Origin of the sequence: Enterococcus sp. AZ103, from assembly GCF_051714685.1 — a bacterium.
GTDB lineage: Bacteria > Bacillota > Bacilli > Lactobacillales > Enterococcaceae > Enterococcus_A > Enterococcus_A alishanensis.
Genome location: NZ_JBIOSI010000002.1, coordinates 114,442 through 133,497, shown reverse-complemented (window position 1 = coordinate 133,497; position 19,056 = coordinate 114,442). Strand labels below are relative to the sequence as shown.

Below are 19,056 nucleotides of genomic sequence, written 5' to 3'. Positions count from 1 at the left end.
TTCGAAAAAAAGTTTGTGTAAAGCCTGGAATCACTTGCCAGTAGAGCAAGTCATCCACTGTCATTTTTTCTTCTTTTTGTGTTATATTTATTATGTAGAGGACAAAGAGGAGGTAAGCGTATGGCTAATTTACGACTATTTGAAACACCGATCCAAGCGACTGCAAAGCTAAATCGTGTTTTTCCAGTTTTGGATCAAATTTTAAAAGAGTATTGCAAGTCAGTCTCTTTTTGGAAAGTTTATACTGTGAACCACACCACCGTTATTTTGGTGGAAAACAATGTAGAGCGGGTCGTTGTTTTAGCAAATCAAAAGACCCCAATTTCAAAGGAAGAAATTGCTTTTATTCAAGGCAAATTAATGGATGAAACAAAAGACACTTCAATCATCTATATTCCTGAAGATATAAAAGCTCAGTATGAAGAGGCTTATAAAACCAATTACAAGTCGATTATTATTTTGAAACAGTATATTATATAAGTTGCGGTGTCTTGCAATACTTATTAGATAAAAAAATTGATGAACTCATATTTTTTGAGTCCATCAATTTTTTTATTTTGCAATAATACGACGCATTTGAGGCAGTTTAATCATCCAAGCAATTAGTAGACAAGAAAGAATTTTATCAATAAAGTTCCCGGCGACAGCTCCCCAGTAAACAGAAGAAATCATTTCTTTTCCTGAAGCACGTAAAGCCATAATTACCACATCCGTACCTGAGCCGGTGAATCCGCCAAACAAAGCTAAACGGATCGGTGCGCCAATCATTGGGGCAATAAAGGACAAAAGAATTCCAGCTAACAAAGCCTTTTTATAAGTAAAACCATTTTTTGCACATAAGGCAACAACAATTGCTACAGCAATGTTTACTAATGCAAAAGGAATCGACAAGGGACCGCTAATTAAACCCATTAATAAATTAGTTGTAACACCGGTGATTATTCCATAACTCATTCCATAAGTGGCAGCAATAAAAATTGTACCAACTGTATCTAAAAAAAGTAGAGGAATACTCATCATTGAGACGGCCTCACCTAAAACAACATTGATAGTGACTGCTAATGCACAAAAAATTATAATTTTCGTTTTGTTCATAATTTAATCCTCCAAAAATTTTGCTAGATTTTCATGAAAATCTTCTTGATGATTTTCTTCATACCATGTAGGAACTTCAAAATTTTTTAGGGAGATATTTTCCTGCTGACAAAGCGAGAAAAATTCTTCCATCAAGACGCCTCTTTGTCCGCTAATTGAGCAATTTGGACTTTCATGAATTCCGATTACACCAAGACATTGATAATCTTCAGCTAAATATAGCTTAACTTGTTCGATAATGGGTAAAAGTAATTCACGGCATTTTTCACGAAATCCCAATAATTTTGCATATTCTTCATAAGTCATAGGAGGTCTATTTCCACCTAGAAAAATAAATTCAGGGCAAGGAAGTTGAATAACTGCAATTCCTTGATCTAAAATTTCTAAAATAAACGGAAAGGCTCCCCGAGCGCGTTCCCAGCCATGAATCACGGCATTTTGATTTAAAATACAGTGGGAAGCAATAACAAATTGTTTTTGTGGTTTAATAAATAACTCCCCCAATCTAAAATATTCTTTATTCAGTTAAAAATTTAATTTAACCTGGAGTAAGAGGTTCTTTTCTTAGAAAACTCTAAGCATACGAAAGGATTTCAACTTGTATTTAAGAATTTCATCTAAAAACCTCCTAAAAAATAGAATAAACTGACACATCAAGTATATCCTGTTTTATTTTTTTGACAATAAGAAAAAAATAATTTGCTCATTTTTTCACTAATTGTGAGGAAAGCCAGTATTAAAAGCATAAAAATAGGAATAAAGGCTATTAAAAAAACACTGAAAGTATAACATTTCAGTGTTTTTCTTTAGAAATATTGTCTGGAATTAACTTGGAAAATAATCATGTTTATTGGAGACTTTGGGGAATTGATGGCGCTGTTCTTTTTGCACCATTAAGAAATAGAGCAAAGAAGCAATAATTGTGGAACTAAGAATAATTTTTTTCATAAAAAAGCCTCCTTCATAACGTGGAAGGTAGGAATTGAACCTACATCTGTTAGATCTGAGACCTGCAGTGCTACCAAGTCATCCACTCATTTATCTTAGCTGAAATACTTTAAAGAAATCAAAAGGAAACAAGTAAAATTTGTGAAGAGTGGTAAAGATTTACTTAAACTAAGGACGAAAATTTTCTTAAAATCATCCGTTGTCATCAGTGATGAAATTTCTATTGGCTTTTATTGGTAAAAAAGTTATCATAGCAAAAGGAAGGAAAGAAACCGATGTATTTGTTGATTTTATCTGTATTGATACTAGTGAGTATTGGTGCACTTATTTATTATTTTAAAACTAAAAATAAACCGGAAAAGATTATTCCAGTAAGAAGGCCTAGTTTTGTAGTAACTCTTCCTAAAGATAATTCTACTAAAAATTTTTATGTGAGTTTTGAATTATCTCGTAACATGTTAAAAACTTATCGAAAGCATCTTCAACAAAGAGATTTCAATTATTTTCAAGAGCAGACACCACAAATGCTTCATGCTTTGAGGCGAGTAAAAAAATACTTAAAGGCCCCTGAAAATCTCAAAACAACGCCAGAAGAAGAGCAATTGTATGAGCTAGGCGACTATCTTTTCGAAAATAAAGTGCAATTATTAGAGGAATTATATCACCAATTATCAAAAGCCTATCAAACTGGGGAAATTAGTCACCAGCAAGCGGTCATTACGATGCTAAACTTGGTTAATAAGATTGTGATGCAGTGGAATAAAGTTTTAGTAGAGCCAGTTGAATTTTTTCAAAAAAAGCCTTGACCTTCTCGTTGCGTCAAGGCTTATTCTTTATTTATCAGGAGGAATGAGTCATGTATACAATTAAAGAAATTGCTGATTTAAGCGGTGTTAGTCCACGAACGTTACGCTTTTATCAAGAGCAAGAAATACTAATGCCAGCAGCTTTTTCCGAAAGTGGCTATCGTTTATATGGTGAAGAAGAAGTTGATCGTCTAGCTTTGATTTTATTGTATCGCTCCTTTGACTTATCCATAAAAACAATTCGGCAAATGCTCAATCAACCTGACGATAAAAACAAAAGAGTGCTGATGGATCAAAAAGAACAGTTGTTGGCAAAACGGGCCCAGTTGGATCAACTTGTTGCTTTAATTGATGCCAATCTCAATCAGCCAAAAGGAGGAAATAAAGTGGCTAATAAAAATGATTTTGAAATGCTAAGAGAACAAGCGATTAAAGAAAATGAAGCGCAATACGGTAATGAAATTCGTGAAAAATATGGTGAAACAATCATCAACGAAACCAATCAAAAATTTAGAAAAATGTCACAAGAGGAAGTTGACAATATCCAAGAAACTGAAGGAAGATTGTTAAAGAATCTTAGTGAATACTTAACAAAGCCAACAAAAGAACTAGCGGAGCTAATCTTTGCTGATCATAAAAAATGGCTGGGTAGTTATTTACCTCATTATGAGTTGAAAATTCATCAAGGAATTGCTGCTATGTATTTAATCGATGAACGATTCACCGCATATTACGATCAAAAAAGCGGTACGGGTGCAACAGAGGCTTTAGTAAAAATTATTGAAGCACAATAAATAAAGATAACACTTTCTAAGAAATTAGAAGGTGTTTTTTTCTTTAAAGGAAGATTAAAAGAAATTTAAAATATTTGTGTTTTTTTTCACAAAATCTATTGAAATCAGAAAATAGGTATGCTATTCTTTGTTCAAGGAGATGATGACAAATGAGAACAGTTACAAATGCAGTCGAATTAAGAGATGCACTAAGATGTGAACGTGGGAGTATTGCTGTTAATAACAGTTTTGCAAAAGTATTGCGTCCGTTTGCAGAATTTCAAAAAAACAATGTAAGTAACAAGGTTTCTGGCGATGAAATCTCTGAAAAATTAGATTTACCAGTCTTTATGAAATTAACTTTAGACCCAGAATTATTGGAAACACTTTTTAATCGTTACGCTTTTATTTTAAACGAAGACGATACGGTGGAAATTTTATCAGAAAGTGCAGCAGTTTAATTTTTTTAAATTTATTTGTGAAAAAAGTATCAAAGAATTAGTTATCAAATTTAACTGCTATAATAAATTAAAATATCATATCATATAAGATTGTTGATCTTTTTCTTTCTTTTTACTATACAAAACGCCTATGTTTTGTATAAAATAAAGAAAAGAATAGGAGGGATCAACATGAGAGAAGTTTATCAAAAGATTTTGGTAGCCGTTGATGGATCCGAGCAGGCCCATAATGCTTTTTTGGAAGCGTTATCAGTAACCCGCAGAAATAGTGGAAAATTATTTCTTTTATCTGTAGCAGATACAAGTCATTTAGCTGGCGAGCCGTATGCTGTGAATTATGCGATTGATGCTGCAAAGAAAGCAGCTGATGGAGTAGTGGAAAATCTAAAAGAAAAAATTCCTGAGGATGTTGATTACACGATAATAGAAGCAGAAGGTAATCCGAAATTGAAGATCATTGAAGCTGCTGAAGAATTGAAAATTGATTTAATTATGATGGGAACCACAGGAACCGGTACTTTTTCAAGGTTGTTAGTTGGGTCTACAACTTCCTATGTTGTCAACAATGCACCATGTAATGTGATGGTGGTGCGATAAAAAAAGTAAGCCAATTGACTTACTTTATACACCAGAATAACTTAAATTTTTAAAATCTTGCATCAACTGAGTCTGTCCGATGACACCATATTTTCGGACGATTCGTTGATGCTTTTTGTTAGTGGTAAAGGCAACGGCAATGTGACTATCGATACTAACATCTGCTAGAAAGTTTAAAGAATGATGAGCAATCAAAAAGTCTTGTTGGTCGATTCGGAAATAAACCAAAGGTTGGCTATCGAAACGGATAATTTTTATTTTGGTAACAATTCCTTGATAAGTTTTCATTCTTAAACCTCCTAACCATGAGTGCCTGTAAAAATCAATTCGCCATCTCTTCTTTCAAACTGAAAATAAATGATCTGTTGATCTACATGAACTGTGAAATAATCGCGCTTTTCTTGATCCATTTTGGCAGTAATATCACTTAAAATTAGGGGAAGCGCCGCATTTGTACCAACTAGAGAGTCATAGGTTTGATAAAATTTGTTAACTGAATCATTACTAAGCATAGACATTTTTCTCACCTCATAAATATTATACGAACATTTGTTCTCTTTGTAAAGTGAAATCATTCAAAAAAAATGGTAGAATAAAATAAAAAAAGGAGGACTCGCGATGACTGATGAATATCGTAATATTTTAGTAGCAGTTGATGCTTCACCTCAGGCTAAACAGGCTTTTGCTGAAGCCATTAATATCGCCAAACGTAATCATGGACGAATGACACTAATGACAGTGATAGATACAAGTAGTTTTCGAGGGACAACCGGAGCAAATTCAGTTGCATTACTTGATGAAGTGAGGCAACAAGCTCAAGAATTGATTCGTCAATTAGAAGCTGAGGTCAGTATAAAAGAAAGCCAAGTACCAATTTCTTCAAAAGTAATTGCTGGATCTCCCAAAAGAGAAATTGTTAGTTTGGCAAGTCAGATTAATGCAGATTTAATCGTGATGGGAGCAACCGGATTAGGAGCTATCTCACAAGTATTAGTAGGGTCAACGACAGCCTATGTGGTTAATCAAGCAAGTTGTAATGTCATGGTTATAAAATAAAATTTCAACGCTTTTCATAGTGAAAAGCGTTTTTTATATGTTAAAAATTGCTATAATAGTAAAAAATTGCTGAGAGGATCATAAAAATAATGACACAAACGAAAATTGCAGTAGTTGAAGATGAAAAAGATATACGTGAATTATTATTTGAAGAGTTAACTAAGCAAGGCTATCAAGTTTTAACGGCAGAAGATGGCTGGCAAGCGGAAGAATTATTTAAAAATGAAAAAGAGTTGAGCTTAGTAATTTTAGATTTGATGATGCCTGGAAAAGATGGCATTAGCCTAATGCAAGAATTACGAAAGAATAACACGGTACCGATCTTAATTTTATCAGCCAAAAATACAGAATTTGATAAAGTTGTTGGTTTAGAACATGGGGCAGATGATTATTTAACTAAACCTTTCTCGGTCTTTGAATTACTGGCCCGTGTGAAGTCAATGCTTCGGCGCAATGATCAATATAACCATGTGGCAAATAGAGCAACTGATTCGAACGATTTAGGTTTTGAATTATTACCAGAAGCTTTCTCAATTCGAAAAAATCAACAGGAGATTCAATTAACAAAAAAGGAATTCGATTTATTACAGCTTTTTGTTGATCATCCAAAGAAAATATTTACCAAATATCAATTGTATCAAGAGGTTTGGGATGACGAATTTCTGAATGATGACAATGTTTTAAATGTGACGATTCGACGCTTAAGAAAAAAAATCGAAGACGATCCTTCAAATCCTAAATATGTTGTCACAGTGTGGGGGATCGGTTATAAGTTAGGAGATAGTCAATGATTTTCTTACTACTCAGCGGAATTATTCTGCTAAGCTTAACTATTTATTTCTATTATAAATTCCGGCAATCACAAAAAGATCTAAAAGCAGTAGTTTTTGAGGTGAAAAATAGCCATGAGCATCCCAATCGCACGCTTACCTATGGGACTTCGGATAAAAATATTCAAGAACTTTTAAATAGTTTTAATACTTTTGTTGAAGATCATCGCCAATTCCAAAAAGAGTTTAATCAATTAGATAGCGCTATGAAAAATACGACAACCAATCTTTCTCATGACTTAAAGACTCCTTTAACAGTTATTTCAGGCTATACGGAAGTGCTAAAATCTAATTTAGCAGAATTAGATCAAGGAGAAATTAGCCAAAAGCTTGATAAAATCGGTCGTCAAGCCGACAAACTGACTAAGACCATTAACGGTTATTTTGATTTAAATAAGTTACAAGCTGGAGAAATGAAGCTTACAAATGAAAAACTCGATTTGGTGGAGCTTTTACGTGAAGAAATTTTAAGCTATTATGAAAAAATTGATTCTTTACAGTTGGAACTAGTGCTTGAACTTCCTGAGGAAACGATTTTTGTCTTAGGAGATAAATTGGCTTTTCATCGTATTTTTGGCAACTTAATTAGTAATGCCATAAAGTATGGGGAGGCGGGTCATTACTTGTCGATAAAAGTGTGGCAAACAACTGAACAGGTACTAGTAGAAGTCATGGATAAAGGCAAGGGAATTATGGAAGAGAATCAAGAAAAAATTTTTGAACGAATGATTACTTTAGAAGATGCAACTGATAAGAATTACAGTGGTAGTGGCTTAGGGCTAGCAATTACAAAGAAATTAGTTGAAAGCATGCAGGGGAAAATTACTGTGTATAGTCAACCTTATGTAAGAACCTCTTTTACTGTGAAATTTCCAAAAACACGATGAAAGGAACGTTTCAGAATAAAGTAAGAAATATGTCATAAGTTTCAAGCTTTATTTCGCTAAGATAGATTCAAGCAAGAGATGAGGGGGAAACAAAATGAAACAAGCATTTCAAATTACTGAGCTTTCTTATACGATGAAACAACAAAAAATTTTAGATAATATTAGTCTAACTGTCGATCAAGGCACAATTTATGGATTTTTAGGTCCCAATGGCGCAGGAAAAACGACTTTAATGAAAATGTTACTAAATCTTTTACATCCAGATACTGGTAGCATTGAGGTATTAAATCAAGCAGTAAACGAAAAATCTTATGAATATCTACGTTACATCGGTAGTATTATTGAAATCCCGGTATTTTATGACAAATTAACGGTAGTTGAAAATCTAATGTTGCAGGCTGAATATTTAGGTATCTATGACCAAAAGAAAATTGAGGAAAAACTAAAACTAGTCGATTTATATGCCGTTAAAGACAAAAGAGCGAAAGAACTTTCTTTAGGAATGAAACAGCGTTTAGCTATCGCTAGAGCGTTAATTAATGAACCAGAGCTCTTAATTTTAGACGAACCAATCAACGGATTAGACCCTTTTGGAATTAAAGAAATTCGGGAGCTACTCTTACAAATCAATCGTGAATTTGGCACAACAATCTTTATTTCTAGTCATATTATTTCAGAAATTGAATCGCTGTGTGACGTAATCGGATTTATTGATCACGGTCGACTAGTAAAACAAATGAGTTTACAGGAAATTGCAGAAGAATCAAAAAAATATATTGAAATTCAGGTAGATCAGCTGGAAAAAACAGCCTCATTATTAGATGAAGAATTGGCCATTACTAATTTTAAAGTGATTGATGAGCAAACCATTCGAGTATACGATAGTCACATTACGCAGCAGCACATCATGGAAACCTTAATTCATCACCAAGTTCAGCTTTTTAGTATTAAAGAACAAACAGGCGATTTGGAAGATTATTTTTTAAGATTAATGAATCAAGGGGAGAAAAAATGATGCGATTAATGAGATTAGAATTAAAAAGAGTACCGCTAATGAAATATATTGTGGGGATTGCCATTACAACAATCGCTAGTTTTATCTTTATTGTCTCACCATTATTTTTCTTAGAGCCAAGTGAAATAAGTTTATTGTATCCAAATGGGGATTCATACCTAGAAATGAGTGGTATTTTCATTCGTTTGATCTGTACGATTTTTGTAGGAATTTTAGTGGCGAATATTATTACAAAAGAATATGAACGAGGAACAATTGCAAATTTATTTTTATATCCGATTGCTAAAAAGAAGATTTTAATGAGTAAATTAAGCTTAGTTATTCTGCTAGCATTTATTCTTGATTTTGCTAGCCAAATTATTTTGACTTTTGCTATGACCATCTTCGTCAATCAAACACAATTTATAGATGGCACTGTAAGTAATCAAAAAATATTAGACTTTTTGATAGTTTCTGCTATTTTAATGGTTGCCACGATAGCGACAAGTATGACTTGTTTATGGGTGGGCTTGAAGACCAAATCAAGTACAGCAACAATTGTCACAGCAGTTGTGATCGGCCTAGTGGTAAATGGTAATTTGGGATCGACTGGCAATCGTCTATCTTCTAATGTCTTAGCGATGGTCATTTTTTCGCTGATTGGTTGTGGCATTGTTCTACTTAGTATTAAAAATGTTAATCGTGAAGCCGTCTAAAAAACGTTGATAAGGAATGCAGCCTCCATAAAAGAATTATCTTTTGGAGGCTGTATAACGTATCAACGTTTTTTTAGGTTGTTTTTCCTTGAATTAATTTTACTGGTAAGGAATAATTTTGTTCTAATTCTTTTTCAGGATTTTCAATTCGTTGTAGCATTAAATCTACTAATAAATCTGCAAAATCACTCATTGGTTGTGCGATCGTAGAAAGAACTGGGAAATAATTTTGAATAAATTTTGTTCCATCATAGCCGATAATTCTCATTTCCTCTGGAATTTTAATGGCTAATTCTTGGCAGATATTATGGACTAAAATGGCAGTCAAATCGTCGGTACAAAAAATGCTATCAATTTCCTCTTGAGAAAGAATTTTTTTTATCTCAATATTTTTTAAGGCGCTAGATCGTGCTTTGGTATGAAATTGAAAAATTTGCGGTGCTAGATTTTTCTCTTCAATAAATTTTAAATAACCTTGTAAACGATCATTGGTAGGGGAATCTGATTCTTGTGAACCTGTTAAAATCGCAATGTTTCGTCCACCGTGCAAGTAAAGATTTTCCGTTGCTAAGTAGCCACCTTGAAAATTATCACTACTAACAATTGGAATCCCAGCCGCTAAAAAGCGATCGAAAGAAACAATCGGCAATTCGATATTTTCATATTCTTGAATACCTAAATTATGCGCTCCAGCAATAATTCCGTCGACTTTATTTGCAGCCAACATGTTTAAATAATTACGCTCTTTTTCTTTATTATTTGCACTATCACATAAGATTGTCTTGTAGCCTAGCTCAAATAATTTTGATTCGATTTTTTCAACCAATTCGCCATAAAATGGATTTGCAACAGTTGGGAAAATGACGCCGATGAGTTGCGTATTTTTTCCTTGTAGAGAGCGGGCTAAAGAATTCGGCTGATAATTTAGCTCCTTCATGGCAACATTTACTTTATCAATTGTTTTTTTGCTGAGTGAGCCATAATTATTAATCACGCGAGAAACTGTTGTCGGCGAAACACCGGCTTTTTTTGCTACGTCTGTTAATTTAATTGCCATAATGACTCCTTATTTCATTGAACGGAGTGTCCAAAAATTTCCGGAAAAAGTTCCTTGTTTTGCTGATAATAACAAATCAGTTGTTGTTTGTGTTGGAAAAACACGAGCTGTCGCCACTTGTTTGCCACCATTTACAAAAATTTCAATCAAACTTGTATCAACGAATATCTGTAACTCCAACGGACCTTTATCAATTGTAAAGCGCCGTTCTTGACCATATTCTTCCGCAAAAGGAATACCAACTTTTTCACGATTTATGGTCATTGTACCATTTTGAGTGTCAAAAAGGAGGGTAAATCCATGTCCTGTTTCATCTGCAAATAAAGTTAATTCCCCTTGAGTCTGTTCGTTAATGACTAAATTCAGTTCATATTGTGATAAAACATTTTTCTTTAAAAAAACTGCTTTGGAAGATAACGATCCAGCTAGAGGAGTATTTTCTAATCTTAACTCTTTCATTTCGGCAACAGGTTTTTGTACAAGTTGCTGGTTTTCCACTGAGATTTCTTTAATCATACTTAAAACATGCGCCCAACCATCTTGATCAGAAGGATAGGAAATCTCAGGTAATCCAACCCAGCTAACTGACAAAGCACGTCCATCAGGTGCATTATAGGCTTGTGTTGCATAGACATCAAAACCTTCATCCAGGTTTTTCAAGTCACTCGTATTGGTTAATTGATTATTTTCACTATCAAATGCGTCAGCAATCACATAGGTATTTGGATAAATATTTTGATAATTTAGTTGCTCGTGATCAATTCCTTGCGGACAAAATAGCAATACTGCATGATCATCAGTAAAAATTAAGTTGGGACACTCAATCATAAAACCCATTTCTTTATCAGTAAAATTCAGCTCACCAAGTAGCTGCCAATTCATTAAATCATCAGAACGATAGGTTAGGATTTTACCATTTAAATCGGCATCTTGGGCCCCTAGCAAAATATAATAGCTTTCTTCATTTAGAAAAATTTGCGGATCACGAAAATGATCATTATACCCAGGTTCTTGTAAAATCAAAGGCTGCTCAATTTTCTTGATTTGATTTTCTTGATTAAGCCAAGCGCCCATTTGATAGCTTGAGCGTTGCCATTGATTATCACGAACATTACCGGTGTAGACTAAAAATAATTGATCATCGATCGCTATTCCAGAACCAGAATAAACCCCATGACTATCATATGGATTGTCAGGAACTAATGCTAAGTCTTCATTCTGCCAATCAACTAAATTATCAGATGTTACATGATACCATGATTTCAAACCATGAACTGGTCCCATCGGATAAGCTTGATAAAATAAATGCCATTTCCCATTAAAATAAGAGAAGCCGTTGGGATCATTTAATAAACCAGTGATTGGTTGGATATGATAATTTAAACGCCATTTTGATTGATGCACAGTCGTGGTTAATGTTTCTAAATAAGAATCTGACCATTGTTGATAAGGTAAGTAACGTAAATCAGTGGTCCATTTTTTTATTAAATCCATGATTTTTCTCCTTTTAAGTAAGCGTCTTCTTAATAGGTATCTTAATTGTAAACTGTAAAAATGTCAAACGTTAATCAATTTTAAATTCGTCTTCTAATCCTTTTAAACAAAGAAGCTATAATTATTTTAATATTTTCATAAAATATTTTTGATAAACGTTTGACAATTATCTGAAAAAATGTAATACTCTGGTTAAGAAAAACGGTTTCATTTTAAGGAGGATAATAAATGAATCACAAAAAGGTTGCAGAAGAGATTATTCAAGCTTTAGGAAAAGACAATGTCCAAGCCGCGGCGCATTGCGCAACACGCTTGCGTTTAGTTTTAAAAGATACCACTGCGATTGATCAAGAGGCATTAGATAATAATGATGATATTAAGGGGACATTTTTAGCGAATGGTCAGTATCAGATTATTATTGGCCCTGGGGATGTTGATTTTGTCTATAAAAATTTTGTCAAAATTGCCAATGTTGGCGAAGCTTCGACTGAAGATTTAAAAGCGGTTGCGGCTGATGGCAAAAAAATGAATCCTATTATGGCAGGAATAAAAGTATTATCAGATATTTTTGTGCCGATAGTACCAGCGTTAGTAGCTGGTGGTTTGTTAATGGCCATCAATAATGTATTAACGTCAGCTGGATTATTTGGTCCACAATCAGTTGTAGAAATGTTTCCAGCAGTAACTGATTTTGCTAGTATTATTAATTTAATGGCTTCCGCTCCTTTTGCCTTTTTACCAATTTTGGTTGGCTTCTCGGCAACTCGACGCTTCGGTGGTAATCCTTATCTAGGTGCTGCGATGGGGATGGTTATGGTTATGCCAGACTTAATTAATGGTTATGGGGTAGCAAATGCGATTGCCGACGGGACAATGAATTATTGGCATTTGCTTGGCTTAGATGTGGCACAAGCGGGTTATCAAGGTTCAGTCCTACCAGTCTTGGTAGTTGCTTGGATTTTAGCCACTTTAGAAAAATTCTTCCATAAGAAAATTCCTAATGCTTTTGATTTTACTTTTACTCCAATGCTGGCTCTTATTATCACAGGATTTTTAACTTTTATCATTGTTGGCCCAGTAATGCGTGGAGTTTCTGACGGTTTAACGAATGGCTTGGTTTGGTTATATGATACAACAGGTGCAGCTGGGTTAGGTATATTTGGTTTATTCTATTCACCGATTGTAATCACGGGTCTGCATCAAAGTTTTCCTGCGATTGAGACTACGTTATTGGCTGATGTCGCTAGAACAGGTGGGTCATTCATTTTCCCAGTCGCTTCAATGGCAAATGTGGCACAAGGTGGCGCAGCCTTAGCAATTTTCTTTTTGACTAAAAATCAAAAACAAAAATCATTGGCTTCTTCAGCAAGTATCTCTGCTTTATTAGGAATTACTGAACCAGCAATTTTCGGCGTGAACTTAAAATTAAAATTTCCATTTATTTGTGGCATGATTGCATCAGGAATCGCTTGTGCAGTTATTGGATTTTTCCATGTTTTATCAGTTGCGATGGGACCAGCTAGTGTCATCGGCTTTATTTCAATCGCACCAAAATCAATTCCGTTCTTTATGCTAGGAATTTTGATTAGTTTAAGTTGTGGTTTTGCTTTAACTTTCTTTTATGGTCGTAACAAAATGAACGATTTGGTAACCGATGAAGTAACGGATACAGCAGCGGTTGAAATCAATGAAAGTCCAGAAAAGAATGACTTACCAAAAGATGAAACCATTGCGGCAGTTGTTAGTGGTCAAGTTGTTGCATTAAAAGATGTAAATGATCCAGTCTTTTCGACTGAGATGATGGGACAAGGTGTGGCGATTAAACCTGATGATAATACGATTTATGCTCCAGTAGATGGTCAATTGACAGTGGCTTATGATTCACGTCATGCTTATGGTATGACTAGTGAAAAAGGGGCAGAAATCTTAATTCACATTGGTTTAGATACTGTTAATTTAAATGGAAAATATTTTACTAGCTCCCGTAAACAAGGCGAATTAGTTAAAAAAGGTGATATTTTAGGAACTTTTGATCGCGAAAAAATCCTTAACGAAGGTTATGACGATACTGTCATGCTTATTATTACAAATACGATGGCTTATGGAGAAGTTGCAGTAATAGATCATCAAACGGTAACTGCAGGAACAGACATCTTAGCAGTGAGTGAAGCTTATGAAGACTAATTGGTGGAAAAAAGCCGTCATTTATCAAATATATCCTCGCAGTTTTCAAGATAGCAATGGAGACGGCATCGGTGATTTAGCAGGTATCATCAGCCGATTAGATTACTTAAAGAAACTGGGGATTGATGCAATATGGCTTAGTCCAGTTTATCAGTCACCCAATGACGATAATGGATATGATATTAGTGATTATCAGAAAATTGGTTCGGAATATGGCACGATGGAAACGATGGATCTGTTAATCTCTGAAGCGAATAAGCGCAATATAAAAATTATAATGGATTTAGTGGTGAATCATACTTCGGATGAGCATCCATGGTTTCAATCAGCATTAAAAGGTCCTGAGAGTCCATACTATGATTTTTATGTCTGGCGCAACCAACCAAATCAAATAGTTTCAAATTTCGGTGGTTCGGCTTGGGAGTATGTACCACAATTGGATCAATATTATTTACATTTGCATTCAATTAAACAACCAGATCTAAATTGGGAAAATAAAAATATGCGTCAAGCAATTTGGGATATGATGAATTTTTGGTTAAATAAAGGGATTGGCGGCTTTCGTTTAGATGTGATTGATTTGATTGGAAAAGAACCAGATCAAGAAATTACCAAAAATGGTCCCCGTCTACATGAATTACTGCAAGAAATGAACCAAAAAACTTTTGGACACTATGATGTGGTGACTGTCGGAGAAACATGGGGTGCTACTCCTGAGATTGCTCAATTATACTCCGGTGAAGAACGCCAAGAGTTGTCAATGGTTTTTCAGTTTGAACAAATAGGTTTAGATAAACAAGCTGGAAAGCGTAAATGGGATTTAAAAAAATTAGATCCGCAAGAATTACATCAGGTTTTGTCGAAATGGCAAATCGAATTAGCTGGTAAAGGCTGGAATTCTTTATTTTGGAATAATCATGATTTGCCAAGAATCATTTCTCGTTGGGGTGATGATCAGAATTTTCGTATTCTAAGCGGGAAGATGCTGGCTATCTATTTACATTTCATGCAAGGAACGCCGTATATCTATCAAGGCGAAGAAATTGGCATGATTAATCATCCCGTCACTGATATTAGTGAAGTAGACGATATTGAAAGCCGGCGAATGTATCAAGAAAGATTGGCTGCAGGATACACTAATGCTGAACTACTAGACTCAATTAATGCTAAAGGCCGAGATAATGCGCGTCATCCAATGCAATGGGATAGTAGCTCTAATGCAGGATTCACGACGGGAACGCCATGGTTACCGGTTGGAGATGCAACAGAAATTAATGTCGCTGATAGTTTAGCAGATCCTGAATCATTATTTTATACTTATCAGAAATTGATTCAACTACGCAAAAGTGAAGAGACAATTATCTCAGGGAGCTATCAAGTTGTTGAAACTGGAAACCTCCAAGTTTTAGCCTATTTGAGGGAACTGAATAACGATAAAATTTTAGTTGTTGTTAATTTTTCTGCTGAAAAACAATCGTACAAATTAAATTTTAAACCTGAAGTACGCGAATGGTTGATCACTAATTATCAAGAGCAAATCAGTGAAGACTTGAAACCTTATGAAGCTTTTGCTGTTCGTATCAAGTAAATAAAAGACTATGCCTTTATTCGGCATAGTCTTTTGTTTAATCAACTTTCTTAAAATGATACATAACCGTCGCAAAGTCTTCTTTGATGCGGGGAATTAACATACCCGCATGATTTAATTCACTGCCACTAAATTGTTCACCTGATGCTAATTCCTGATAATTGGCATGATTGTCTAGATAAATCATTTTTACATAGTGAATCGGAACAGCAGGTTGTGCTAAACCATTAGAGTAGATTACTAATACTTCTGTTTGGTTCTTAAATAACCAAGCACTGGCAAAATTTTTATCAGGCGCTTGTAAACGATAAAACTCGCCGAATTGTAATAATTTTCGATGTTCTTTATAAAATGCAACTTGCTGACTTATTTCTATTAAATCAGTTTCTGTTTGTTTAGCTAAATCTAATTCATAACCAAAGTTACCGCTCATAGCAATCAATCCCCGGGTATTTAATGGTGTTATCCGTCCAACTTGATGATTTGGCACATCAGAAACATGGGCGCCTAACATGATTGGAGGATAAAGATAGCTATAACCATATTGAATAATTGACCGGCAAAGAGCGTCTGAGTTATCACTAGTCCAAGTTTGCGGCATATATGCCATCATGCCAGGATCGAAACGACCACCACCGCTGGAGCAATTTTCAAATAAAACCGATGGAAACTTTTGAGTTAATTTTGCTAAAATACGATAAAGTCCTAACACATAGCGATGGGAAAGCTCTTTTTGTTGTTCAGGAGGCAAGATAACATTTCCAATCTCAGTTAAATGACGGTTCATATCCCATTTTACATAATCAATTTTTGCTTCTTCTAAATGCTGACTAAGGACGTGGACCAGATAATCTTGAATCTCTTCACGACTTAAATCTAAAACCAATTGTCGCCGACCTTCAGTCATGGGATAATTCTGAACTTGCAAGGCCCAATCAGGATGAGCACGAAATAAATCACTGTTTTTTGAAATCATTTCTGGTTCAAACCATAGACCAAACTGCATCCCTAATGCATGAATTTTTTCAGATAAATCCTTCAATCCATGAGGTAACTTATTTAAATCAGTCTGCCAATCACCTAAAGAGCTGGAAGAATCATCTCGCTTACCAAACCAACCGTCATCTAAGACAAATAATTCGATTCCCAAATCTTTAGCTTTTTGTGCTTGTTCTAATAAAGCCGTTTCAGCAAATTCAAAATAATTGGCCTCCCAAGTATTTAATAAAATTGGACGTTCTTTGTTAATAAAACCGGTTGGAATTAACTCCTTTTGATAAATTTGATGGAAGGTTTGAGACATCTGGTTAAATCCTCGTTGACTATAATTCATAACAACTTCAGGCGTCTGGAATATAGCCTTTGGTTGTAGTTGCCATTCGAAATTATCTGGGTTGATTCCCATCTGTAAACGACTAGAGCCGTATTGCTCCACTTCTACTTGAGCCACAAAGTTACCGCTATAAACGAAGTGGAAAGCAAAAACTGGACCAGAAGTTTCAGTAGTTTCTGGATTTACTAAAGCCAAAAACGGCTGATGTTGTGGACTACTTGTTCCCCGACTACTTTCGATTTTTTGAATACCAGGATGTAATTTTTGCCGTGCAATATTGGCTTCACAAGTGTGAGAACCATTCAAGGTTACGAGTTCATAATCGGTACTGGGAAAATCAATTAAAAGGGAACCGGCATTTTCTAAATAAACAGTTTCGTATCCTTGATTCTCAAAATGAACATTTCGGGTAATAACTGGATAATTTTCATATAAATTATAAGTTAAAGTCATTAACAAATTTTGGTTGTGGTCCTTTAAGGTAATCGCTAGTGTAGTTACATTGTTCCCACGAAGACTGGGTAAACTAGGTAGTATTTTTTTTCCTTCAGTAATTTCATGAGTGTAATAGATAAAATTAGTGACGTTTTGCCCGAAGTGATTACGAATTTGATAATTGCTGATACGGTGGTCGCCATTTCCTTGAGAGCTTGTTTCTAATGGTAAAGCATTTAAAGAAAAAGTGCGTTCTTGGCTATCAGGGTTAGTAGCAAAACCACGGTCAATCATTTGTAATTGATTACTACCAGCATAGGAAGATAAGACTGGTCCGTAGTAACGATGGGTAATATATTTGTTTTTTTCTAAACCGATAATGTAACTAATCTCTGAGTTTTTCAAGTGGAAAAATCCTTTTTCTTGATCAAATATTATTGGCATATTAAGGCTCCTTTATTTATTATATACTAAGAGTAAAAGATAATCTGAGTGAAAACAAGAATAAGAAATTGAAGAGAGGGTAATAAATTGCAAAATTTCCAACGACGATTCAACTATTTAAATCACGAAAATTTACCATTGATAATAGGATTAGGTGTGGGTCAAGGGAGTCCCGATTATTTTTGGGATAGCAATCAACGGAAAGATCATCTGATTGTTTTTCAATTTACTCTATCTGGTTCAGGTAATTTTAAAAGTGGAGGACAAGTTTTTGCTCAACAGACTGGGGATTTTTTCTTGACTGAGATTCCCAGTAAAAGTAGTTATACTGGTGAAAATTGGCAATTTATCTATTTGGAATTAACACCAATTATGCGGCAATGGGTAGAACAATCTAGTGTAGTTGTAAAAACTGCCAGTATAGAATTCCAGAATAAATTATTTAGCATGGTCGATTACTTGAAAAATGAAGAAATAGATTTGTATCAAAATGCCCGAATAGCCTTTGAATTTCTTTTGATGATTAAAGCTGAGGTAGCAAAACAAATGCAGAGCGCCAATCCTCAAGCTGAGAAATTGAGACAGTATTTAGATCAGCATTATCAAACGGATTTAAGTTTAGATCATTTAGAAATTATTTTTGAGGAATCAAAATACCGATTAATCAAGACCTTTGAAGCGGCTTATCAAGATACACCCATGGCTTATTTACGCAAAGTACGAATTTTAAAAAGTCTAGAATTATTATGGGGAAAGCAAACGATTTATCAAATTGCTGAAGCAGTTGGCTTTTCCAGCAGTAATTATTTTTCTAAGGTATTTAAGAAAGAAATGGGCCTTAGTCCGACAGAATATATTGCCTGTAAGCAAATAAAAAAAGCAGATTAATCTGCTTTAGTCGAGTTTTAGCACCATCTCGTTACCCATATCATGAATATAAACTCTACTTGGAAAGTTTATATTGGCAAATTCTGGGATATAAGGTGCTGTTACATTATCAGAAAAAGCCGGCTCAGCTTGAGAATGAACCACACTTAAAGTTTGATGTACTGGGTCTTTAAAAAAATTAAAACGTTGCGGTGAGACCAAGGTCATGCCTTTTTGCTGGCGTCTAAAAATCATATTCCATAATTCAAGTTGGATTTGTTTTGGGATAATGTCTTCAGATATTTCACTGCGGATTGGTTTATTTTGTTCGAACATTGCAGCTACCTCCTTATTGTTATTCTTATGATACCAGTTTTTTTAATAGATGCTAAGTAATTATTTTGAGTATCAAAAAAAATATAAAATGAGAAAAAAATGATTGCCAAAAACGAGCTGTTTCTTTGAGGTTAGCCTATAAATTTTGTTAATCT

Annotated in this window: 22 protein-coding genes; 13 read left to right on the top strand and 9 right to left on the bottom strand. The window is 34.4% G+C overall.

The window, feature by feature from the left end; all coding sequences use genetic code 11:
• Positions 1 to 120 precede the first annotated feature (120 nt).
• The gene (locus tag ID741_RS15165; protein WP_218325859.1) at positions 121 to 480 is read left to right on the top strand and encodes a DUF1827 family protein; all 360 of its coding nucleotides are present in this window, start codon (positions 121 to 123) and stop codon (positions 478 to 480) included.
• A gap of 72 nt (positions 481 to 552) precedes the next feature.
• On the opposite strand, the gene ID741_RS15160 is transcribed toward ID741_RS15165, so the two are convergent.
• The 3 genes from ID741_RS15160 to ID741_RS15150 all read right to left on the bottom strand — a co-directional run bounded on the left by ID741_RS15160 (position 553) and on the right by ID741_RS15150 (position 2,043).
• The gene (locus ID741_RS15160; RefSeq protein ID WP_246601446.1) at positions 553 to 1,095 is read right to left on the bottom strand and encodes a CD3073 family putative ECF transporter S component; all 543 of its coding nucleotides are present in this window, start codon (positions 1,093 to 1,095) and stop codon (positions 553 to 555) included.
• 3 nt (positions 1,096 to 1,098) lie between these two features.
• Positions 1,099 to 1,599 carry a CD3072 family TudS-related putative desulfidase gene (locus tag ID741_RS15155; RefSeq protein WP_246601447.1) on the bottom strand — a complete coding sequence of 167 codons (501 nt, stop codon included), beginning with the start codon at positions 1,597 to 1,599 and terminating at the stop codon, positions 1,099 to 1,101.
• A 321-nt stretch (positions 1,600 to 1,920) separates the two neighbouring features.
• Entirely contained in the window at positions 1,921 to 2,043 is a 123-nt protein-coding gene (locus ID741_RS15150) for a hypothetical protein (RefSeq protein ID WP_281419020.1), read from the bottom strand.
• Positions 2,044 to 2,318: 275 nt separating this feature from the next.
• Between ID741_RS15150 and ID741_RS15145 the strand changes: the two genes are divergently transcribed.
• The 4 genes from ID741_RS15145 to ID741_RS15130 all read left to right on the top strand — a co-directional run bounded on the left by ID741_RS15145 (position 2,319) and on the right by ID741_RS15130 (position 4,680).
• Entirely contained in the window at positions 2,319 to 2,849 is a 531-nt protein-coding gene (locus ID741_RS15145) for a hypothetical protein (RefSeq protein ID WP_438720567.1), read from the top strand.
• Between the two features lie 50 nt (positions 2,850 to 2,899).
• Complete coding sequence (locus ID741_RS15140) at positions 2,900 to 3,643, top strand: MerR family transcriptional regulator (RefSeq protein ID WP_218325861.1); 744 nt, start codon at positions 2,900 to 2,902, stop codon at positions 3,641 to 3,643.
• 149 nt (positions 3,644 to 3,792) lie between these two features.
• A complete protein-coding gene (locus tag ID741_RS15135; RefSeq protein WP_218325862.1) occupies positions 3,793 to 4,083 on the top strand; it encodes a hypothetical protein in 291 nt (96 codons plus the stop codon).
• 171 nt (positions 4,084 to 4,254) lie between these two features.
• On the top strand, positions 4,255 to 4,680 hold the full coding sequence (locus ID741_RS15130; RefSeq protein WP_438720566.1) for a universal stress protein: 426 nt from the start codon (positions 4,255 to 4,257) through the stop codon (positions 4,678 to 4,680).
• A 24-nt stretch (positions 4,681 to 4,704) separates the two neighbouring features.
• On the opposite strand, the gene ID741_RS15125 is transcribed toward ID741_RS15130, so the two are convergent.
• Positions 4,705 to 4,968, bottom strand: a complete 264-nt coding sequence (locus ID741_RS15125) for a hypothetical protein (protein ID WP_218325864.1) — start codon at positions 4,966 to 4,968, stop codon at positions 4,705 to 4,707.
• An 11-nt stretch (positions 4,969 to 4,979) separates the two neighbouring features.
• Positions 4,980 to 5,198 (bottom strand): DUF5960 family protein, encoded by a 219-nt coding sequence (locus tag ID741_RS15120; RefSeq protein WP_218325865.1) that lies wholly within the window; start codon positions 5,196 to 5,198, stop codon positions 4,980 to 4,982.
• A gap of 100 nt (positions 5,199 to 5,298) precedes the next feature.
• Between ID741_RS15120 and ID741_RS15115 the strand changes: the two genes are divergently transcribed.
• The 5 genes from ID741_RS15115 (at position 5,299) to ID741_RS15095 (ending at position 9,163) form a co-directional block, all read left to right on the top strand.
• Positions 5,299 to 5,736, top strand: a complete 438-nt coding sequence (locus ID741_RS15115) for a universal stress protein (RefSeq protein ID WP_218325866.1) — start codon at positions 5,299 to 5,301, stop codon at positions 5,734 to 5,736.
• 89 nt (positions 5,737 to 5,825) lie between these two features.
• On the top strand, positions 5,826 to 6,527 hold the full coding sequence (locus tag ID741_RS15110; RefSeq protein WP_438720564.1) for a response regulator transcription factor: 702 nt from the start codon (positions 5,826 to 5,828) through the stop codon (positions 6,525 to 6,527).
• Positions 6,524 to 7,453, top strand: coding sequence for a sensor histidine kinase (locus ID741_RS15105; RefSeq protein WP_438720563.1), 930 nt, complete (start codon positions 6,524 to 6,526; stop codon positions 7,451 to 7,453). Before ID741_RS15110 ends, ID741_RS15105 begins: the two co-directional genes overlap by 4 nt.
• 94 nt (positions 7,454 to 7,547) lie before the next feature.
• Complete coding sequence (locus ID741_RS15100) at positions 7,548 to 8,468, top strand: ABC transporter ATP-binding protein (RefSeq protein WP_218325869.1); 921 nt, start codon at positions 7,548 to 7,550, stop codon at positions 8,466 to 8,468.
• Complete coding sequence (locus ID741_RS15095; RefSeq protein ID WP_218325870.1) at positions 8,468 to 9,163, top strand: ABC transporter permease; 696 nt, start codon at positions 8,468 to 8,470, stop codon at positions 9,161 to 9,163. The genes ID741_RS15100 and ID741_RS15095 overlap by 1 nt, the downstream gene beginning before the upstream one ends.
• Positions 9,164 to 9,236: 73 nt before the next feature.
• Here the strand turns inward: ID741_RS15095 and ID741_RS15090 are convergent, their stop codons facing one another.
• Both ID741_RS15090 and ID741_RS15085 read right to left on the bottom strand, forming a co-directional pair.
• Positions 9,237 to 10,220 carry a LacI family DNA-binding transcriptional regulator gene (locus ID741_RS15090; RefSeq protein WP_438720562.1) on the bottom strand — a complete coding sequence of 328 codons (984 nt, stop codon included), beginning with the start codon at positions 10,218 to 10,220 and terminating at the stop codon, positions 9,237 to 9,239.
• Between the two features lie 9 nt (positions 10,221 to 10,229).
• Positions 10,230 to 11,714, bottom strand: a complete 1,485-nt coding sequence (locus tag ID741_RS15085) for a sucrose-6-phosphate hydrolase (RefSeq protein WP_438720561.1) — start codon at positions 11,712 to 11,714, stop codon at positions 10,230 to 10,232.
• A 228-nt stretch (positions 11,715 to 11,942) separates the two neighbouring features.
• Here ID741_RS15085 and ID741_RS15080 point away from each other — a divergent pair, with 228 nt between their 5' ends.
• Positions 11,943 to 13,898, top strand: coding sequence for a sucrose-specific PTS transporter subunit IIBC (locus ID741_RS15080; RefSeq protein ID WP_438720560.1), 1,956 nt, complete (start codon positions 11,943 to 11,945; stop codon positions 13,896 to 13,898).
• Positions 13,888 to 15,486 carry a glycoside hydrolase family 13 protein gene (locus ID741_RS15075; RefSeq protein WP_218325874.1) on the top strand — a complete coding sequence of 533 codons (1,599 nt, stop codon included), beginning with the start codon at positions 13,888 to 13,890 and terminating at the stop codon, positions 15,484 to 15,486. Before ID741_RS15080 ends, ID741_RS15075 begins: the two co-directional genes overlap by 11 nt.
• A gap of 37 nt (positions 15,487 to 15,523) precedes the next feature.
• On the opposite strand, the gene ID741_RS15070 is transcribed toward ID741_RS15075, so the two are convergent.
• Positions 15,524 to 17,698 carry an alpha-galactosidase gene (locus tag ID741_RS15070; protein ID WP_438720558.1) on the bottom strand — a complete coding sequence of 725 codons (2,175 nt, stop codon included), beginning with the start codon at positions 17,696 to 17,698 and terminating at the stop codon, positions 15,524 to 15,526.
• Between the two features lie 87 nt (positions 17,699 to 17,785).
• Between ID741_RS15070 and ID741_RS15065 the strand changes: the two genes are divergently transcribed.
• A complete protein-coding gene (locus ID741_RS15065) occupies positions 17,786 to 18,586 on the top strand; it encodes an AraC family transcriptional regulator (protein WP_438720557.1) in 801 nt (266 codons plus the stop codon).
• A gap of 6 nt (positions 18,587 to 18,592) precedes the next feature.
• Here the strand turns inward: ID741_RS15065 and ID741_RS15060 are convergent, their stop codons facing one another.
• Entirely contained in the window at positions 18,593 to 18,901 is a 309-nt protein-coding gene (locus ID741_RS15060; RefSeq protein ID WP_218325877.1) for a DUF960 family protein, read from the bottom strand.
• Between the last annotated feature and the right edge of the window lie 155 nt (positions 18,902 to 19,056).

Excerpts from the sequence above, each read along its gene's own strand:
- ID741_RS15080 (WP_438720560.1), top strand. The coding sequence starts at position 11,943 with ATGAATCACAAAAAGGTTGCAGAAGAGATTATTCAAGCTTTAGGAAAA.
- ID741_RS15115 (WP_218325866.1), top strand. The coding sequence starts at position 5,299 with ATGACTGATGAATATCGTAATATTTTAGTAGCAGTTGATGCTTCACCT.
- ID741_RS15100 (WP_218325869.1), top strand. The coding sequence starts at position 7,548 with ATGAAACAAGCATTTCAAATTACTGAGCTTTCTTATACGATGAAACAA.
- ID741_RS15085 (WP_438720561.1), bottom strand. The coding sequence starts at position 11,714 with ATGGATTTAATAAAAAAATGGACCACTGATTTACGTTACTTACCTTAT.
- ID741_RS15160 (WP_246601446.1), bottom strand. The coding sequence starts at position 1,095 with ATGAACAAAACGAAAATTATAATTTTTTGTGCATTAGCAGTCACTATC.
- ID741_RS15070 (WP_438720558.1), bottom strand. The coding sequence starts at position 17,698 with ATGCCAATAATATTTGATCAAGAAAAAGGATTTTTCCACTTGAAAAAC.
- ID741_RS15140 (WP_218325861.1), top strand. The coding sequence starts at position 2,900 with ATGTATACAATTAAAGAAATTGCTGATTTAAGCGGTGTTAGTCCACGA.
- ID741_RS15135 (WP_218325862.1), top strand. The coding sequence starts at position 3,793 with ATGAGAACAGTTACAAATGCAGTCGAATTAAGAGATGCACTAAGATGT.
- ID741_RS15130 (WP_438720566.1), top strand. The coding sequence starts at position 4,255 with ATGAGAGAAGTTTATCAAAAGATTTTGGTAGCCGTTGATGGATCCGAG.
- ID741_RS15095 (WP_218325870.1), top strand. The coding sequence starts at position 8,468 with ATGCGATTAATGAGATTAGAATTAAAAAGAGTACCGCTAATGAAATAT.
- ID741_RS15075 (WP_218325874.1), top strand. The coding sequence starts at position 13,888 with ATGAAGACTAATTGGTGGAAAAAAGCCGTCATTTATCAAATATATCCT.
- ID741_RS15165 (WP_218325859.1), top strand. The coding sequence starts at position 121 with ATGGCTAATTTACGACTATTTGAAACACCGATCCAAGCGACTGCAAAG.
- ID741_RS15105 (WP_438720563.1), top strand. The coding sequence starts at position 6,524 with ATGATTTTCTTACTACTCAGCGGAATTATTCTGCTAAGCTTAACTATT.
- ID741_RS15120 (WP_218325865.1), bottom strand. The coding sequence starts at position 5,198 with ATGTCTATGCTTAGTAATGATTCAGTTAACAAATTTTATCAAACCTAT.
- ID741_RS15150 (WP_281419020.1), bottom strand. The coding sequence starts at position 2,043 with ATGAAAAAAATTATTCTTAGTTCCACAATTATTGCTTCTTTGCTCTAT.
- ID741_RS15125 (WP_218325864.1), bottom strand. The coding sequence starts at position 4,968 with ATGAAAACTTATCAAGGAATTGTTACCAAAATAAAAATTATCCGTTTC.
- ID741_RS15090 (WP_438720562.1), bottom strand. The coding sequence starts at position 10,220 with ATGGCAATTAAATTAACAGACGTAGCAAAAAAAGCCGGTGTTTCGCCG.
- ID741_RS15145 (WP_438720567.1), top strand. The coding sequence starts at position 2,319 with ATGTATTTGTTGATTTTATCTGTATTGATACTAGTGAGTATTGGTGCA.
- ID741_RS15110 (WP_438720564.1), top strand. The coding sequence starts at position 5,826 with ATGACACAAACGAAAATTGCAGTAGTTGAAGATGAAAAAGATATACGT.
- ID741_RS15060 (WP_218325877.1), bottom strand. The coding sequence starts at position 18,901 with ATGTTCGAACAAAATAAACCAATCCGCAGTGAAATATCTGAAGACATT.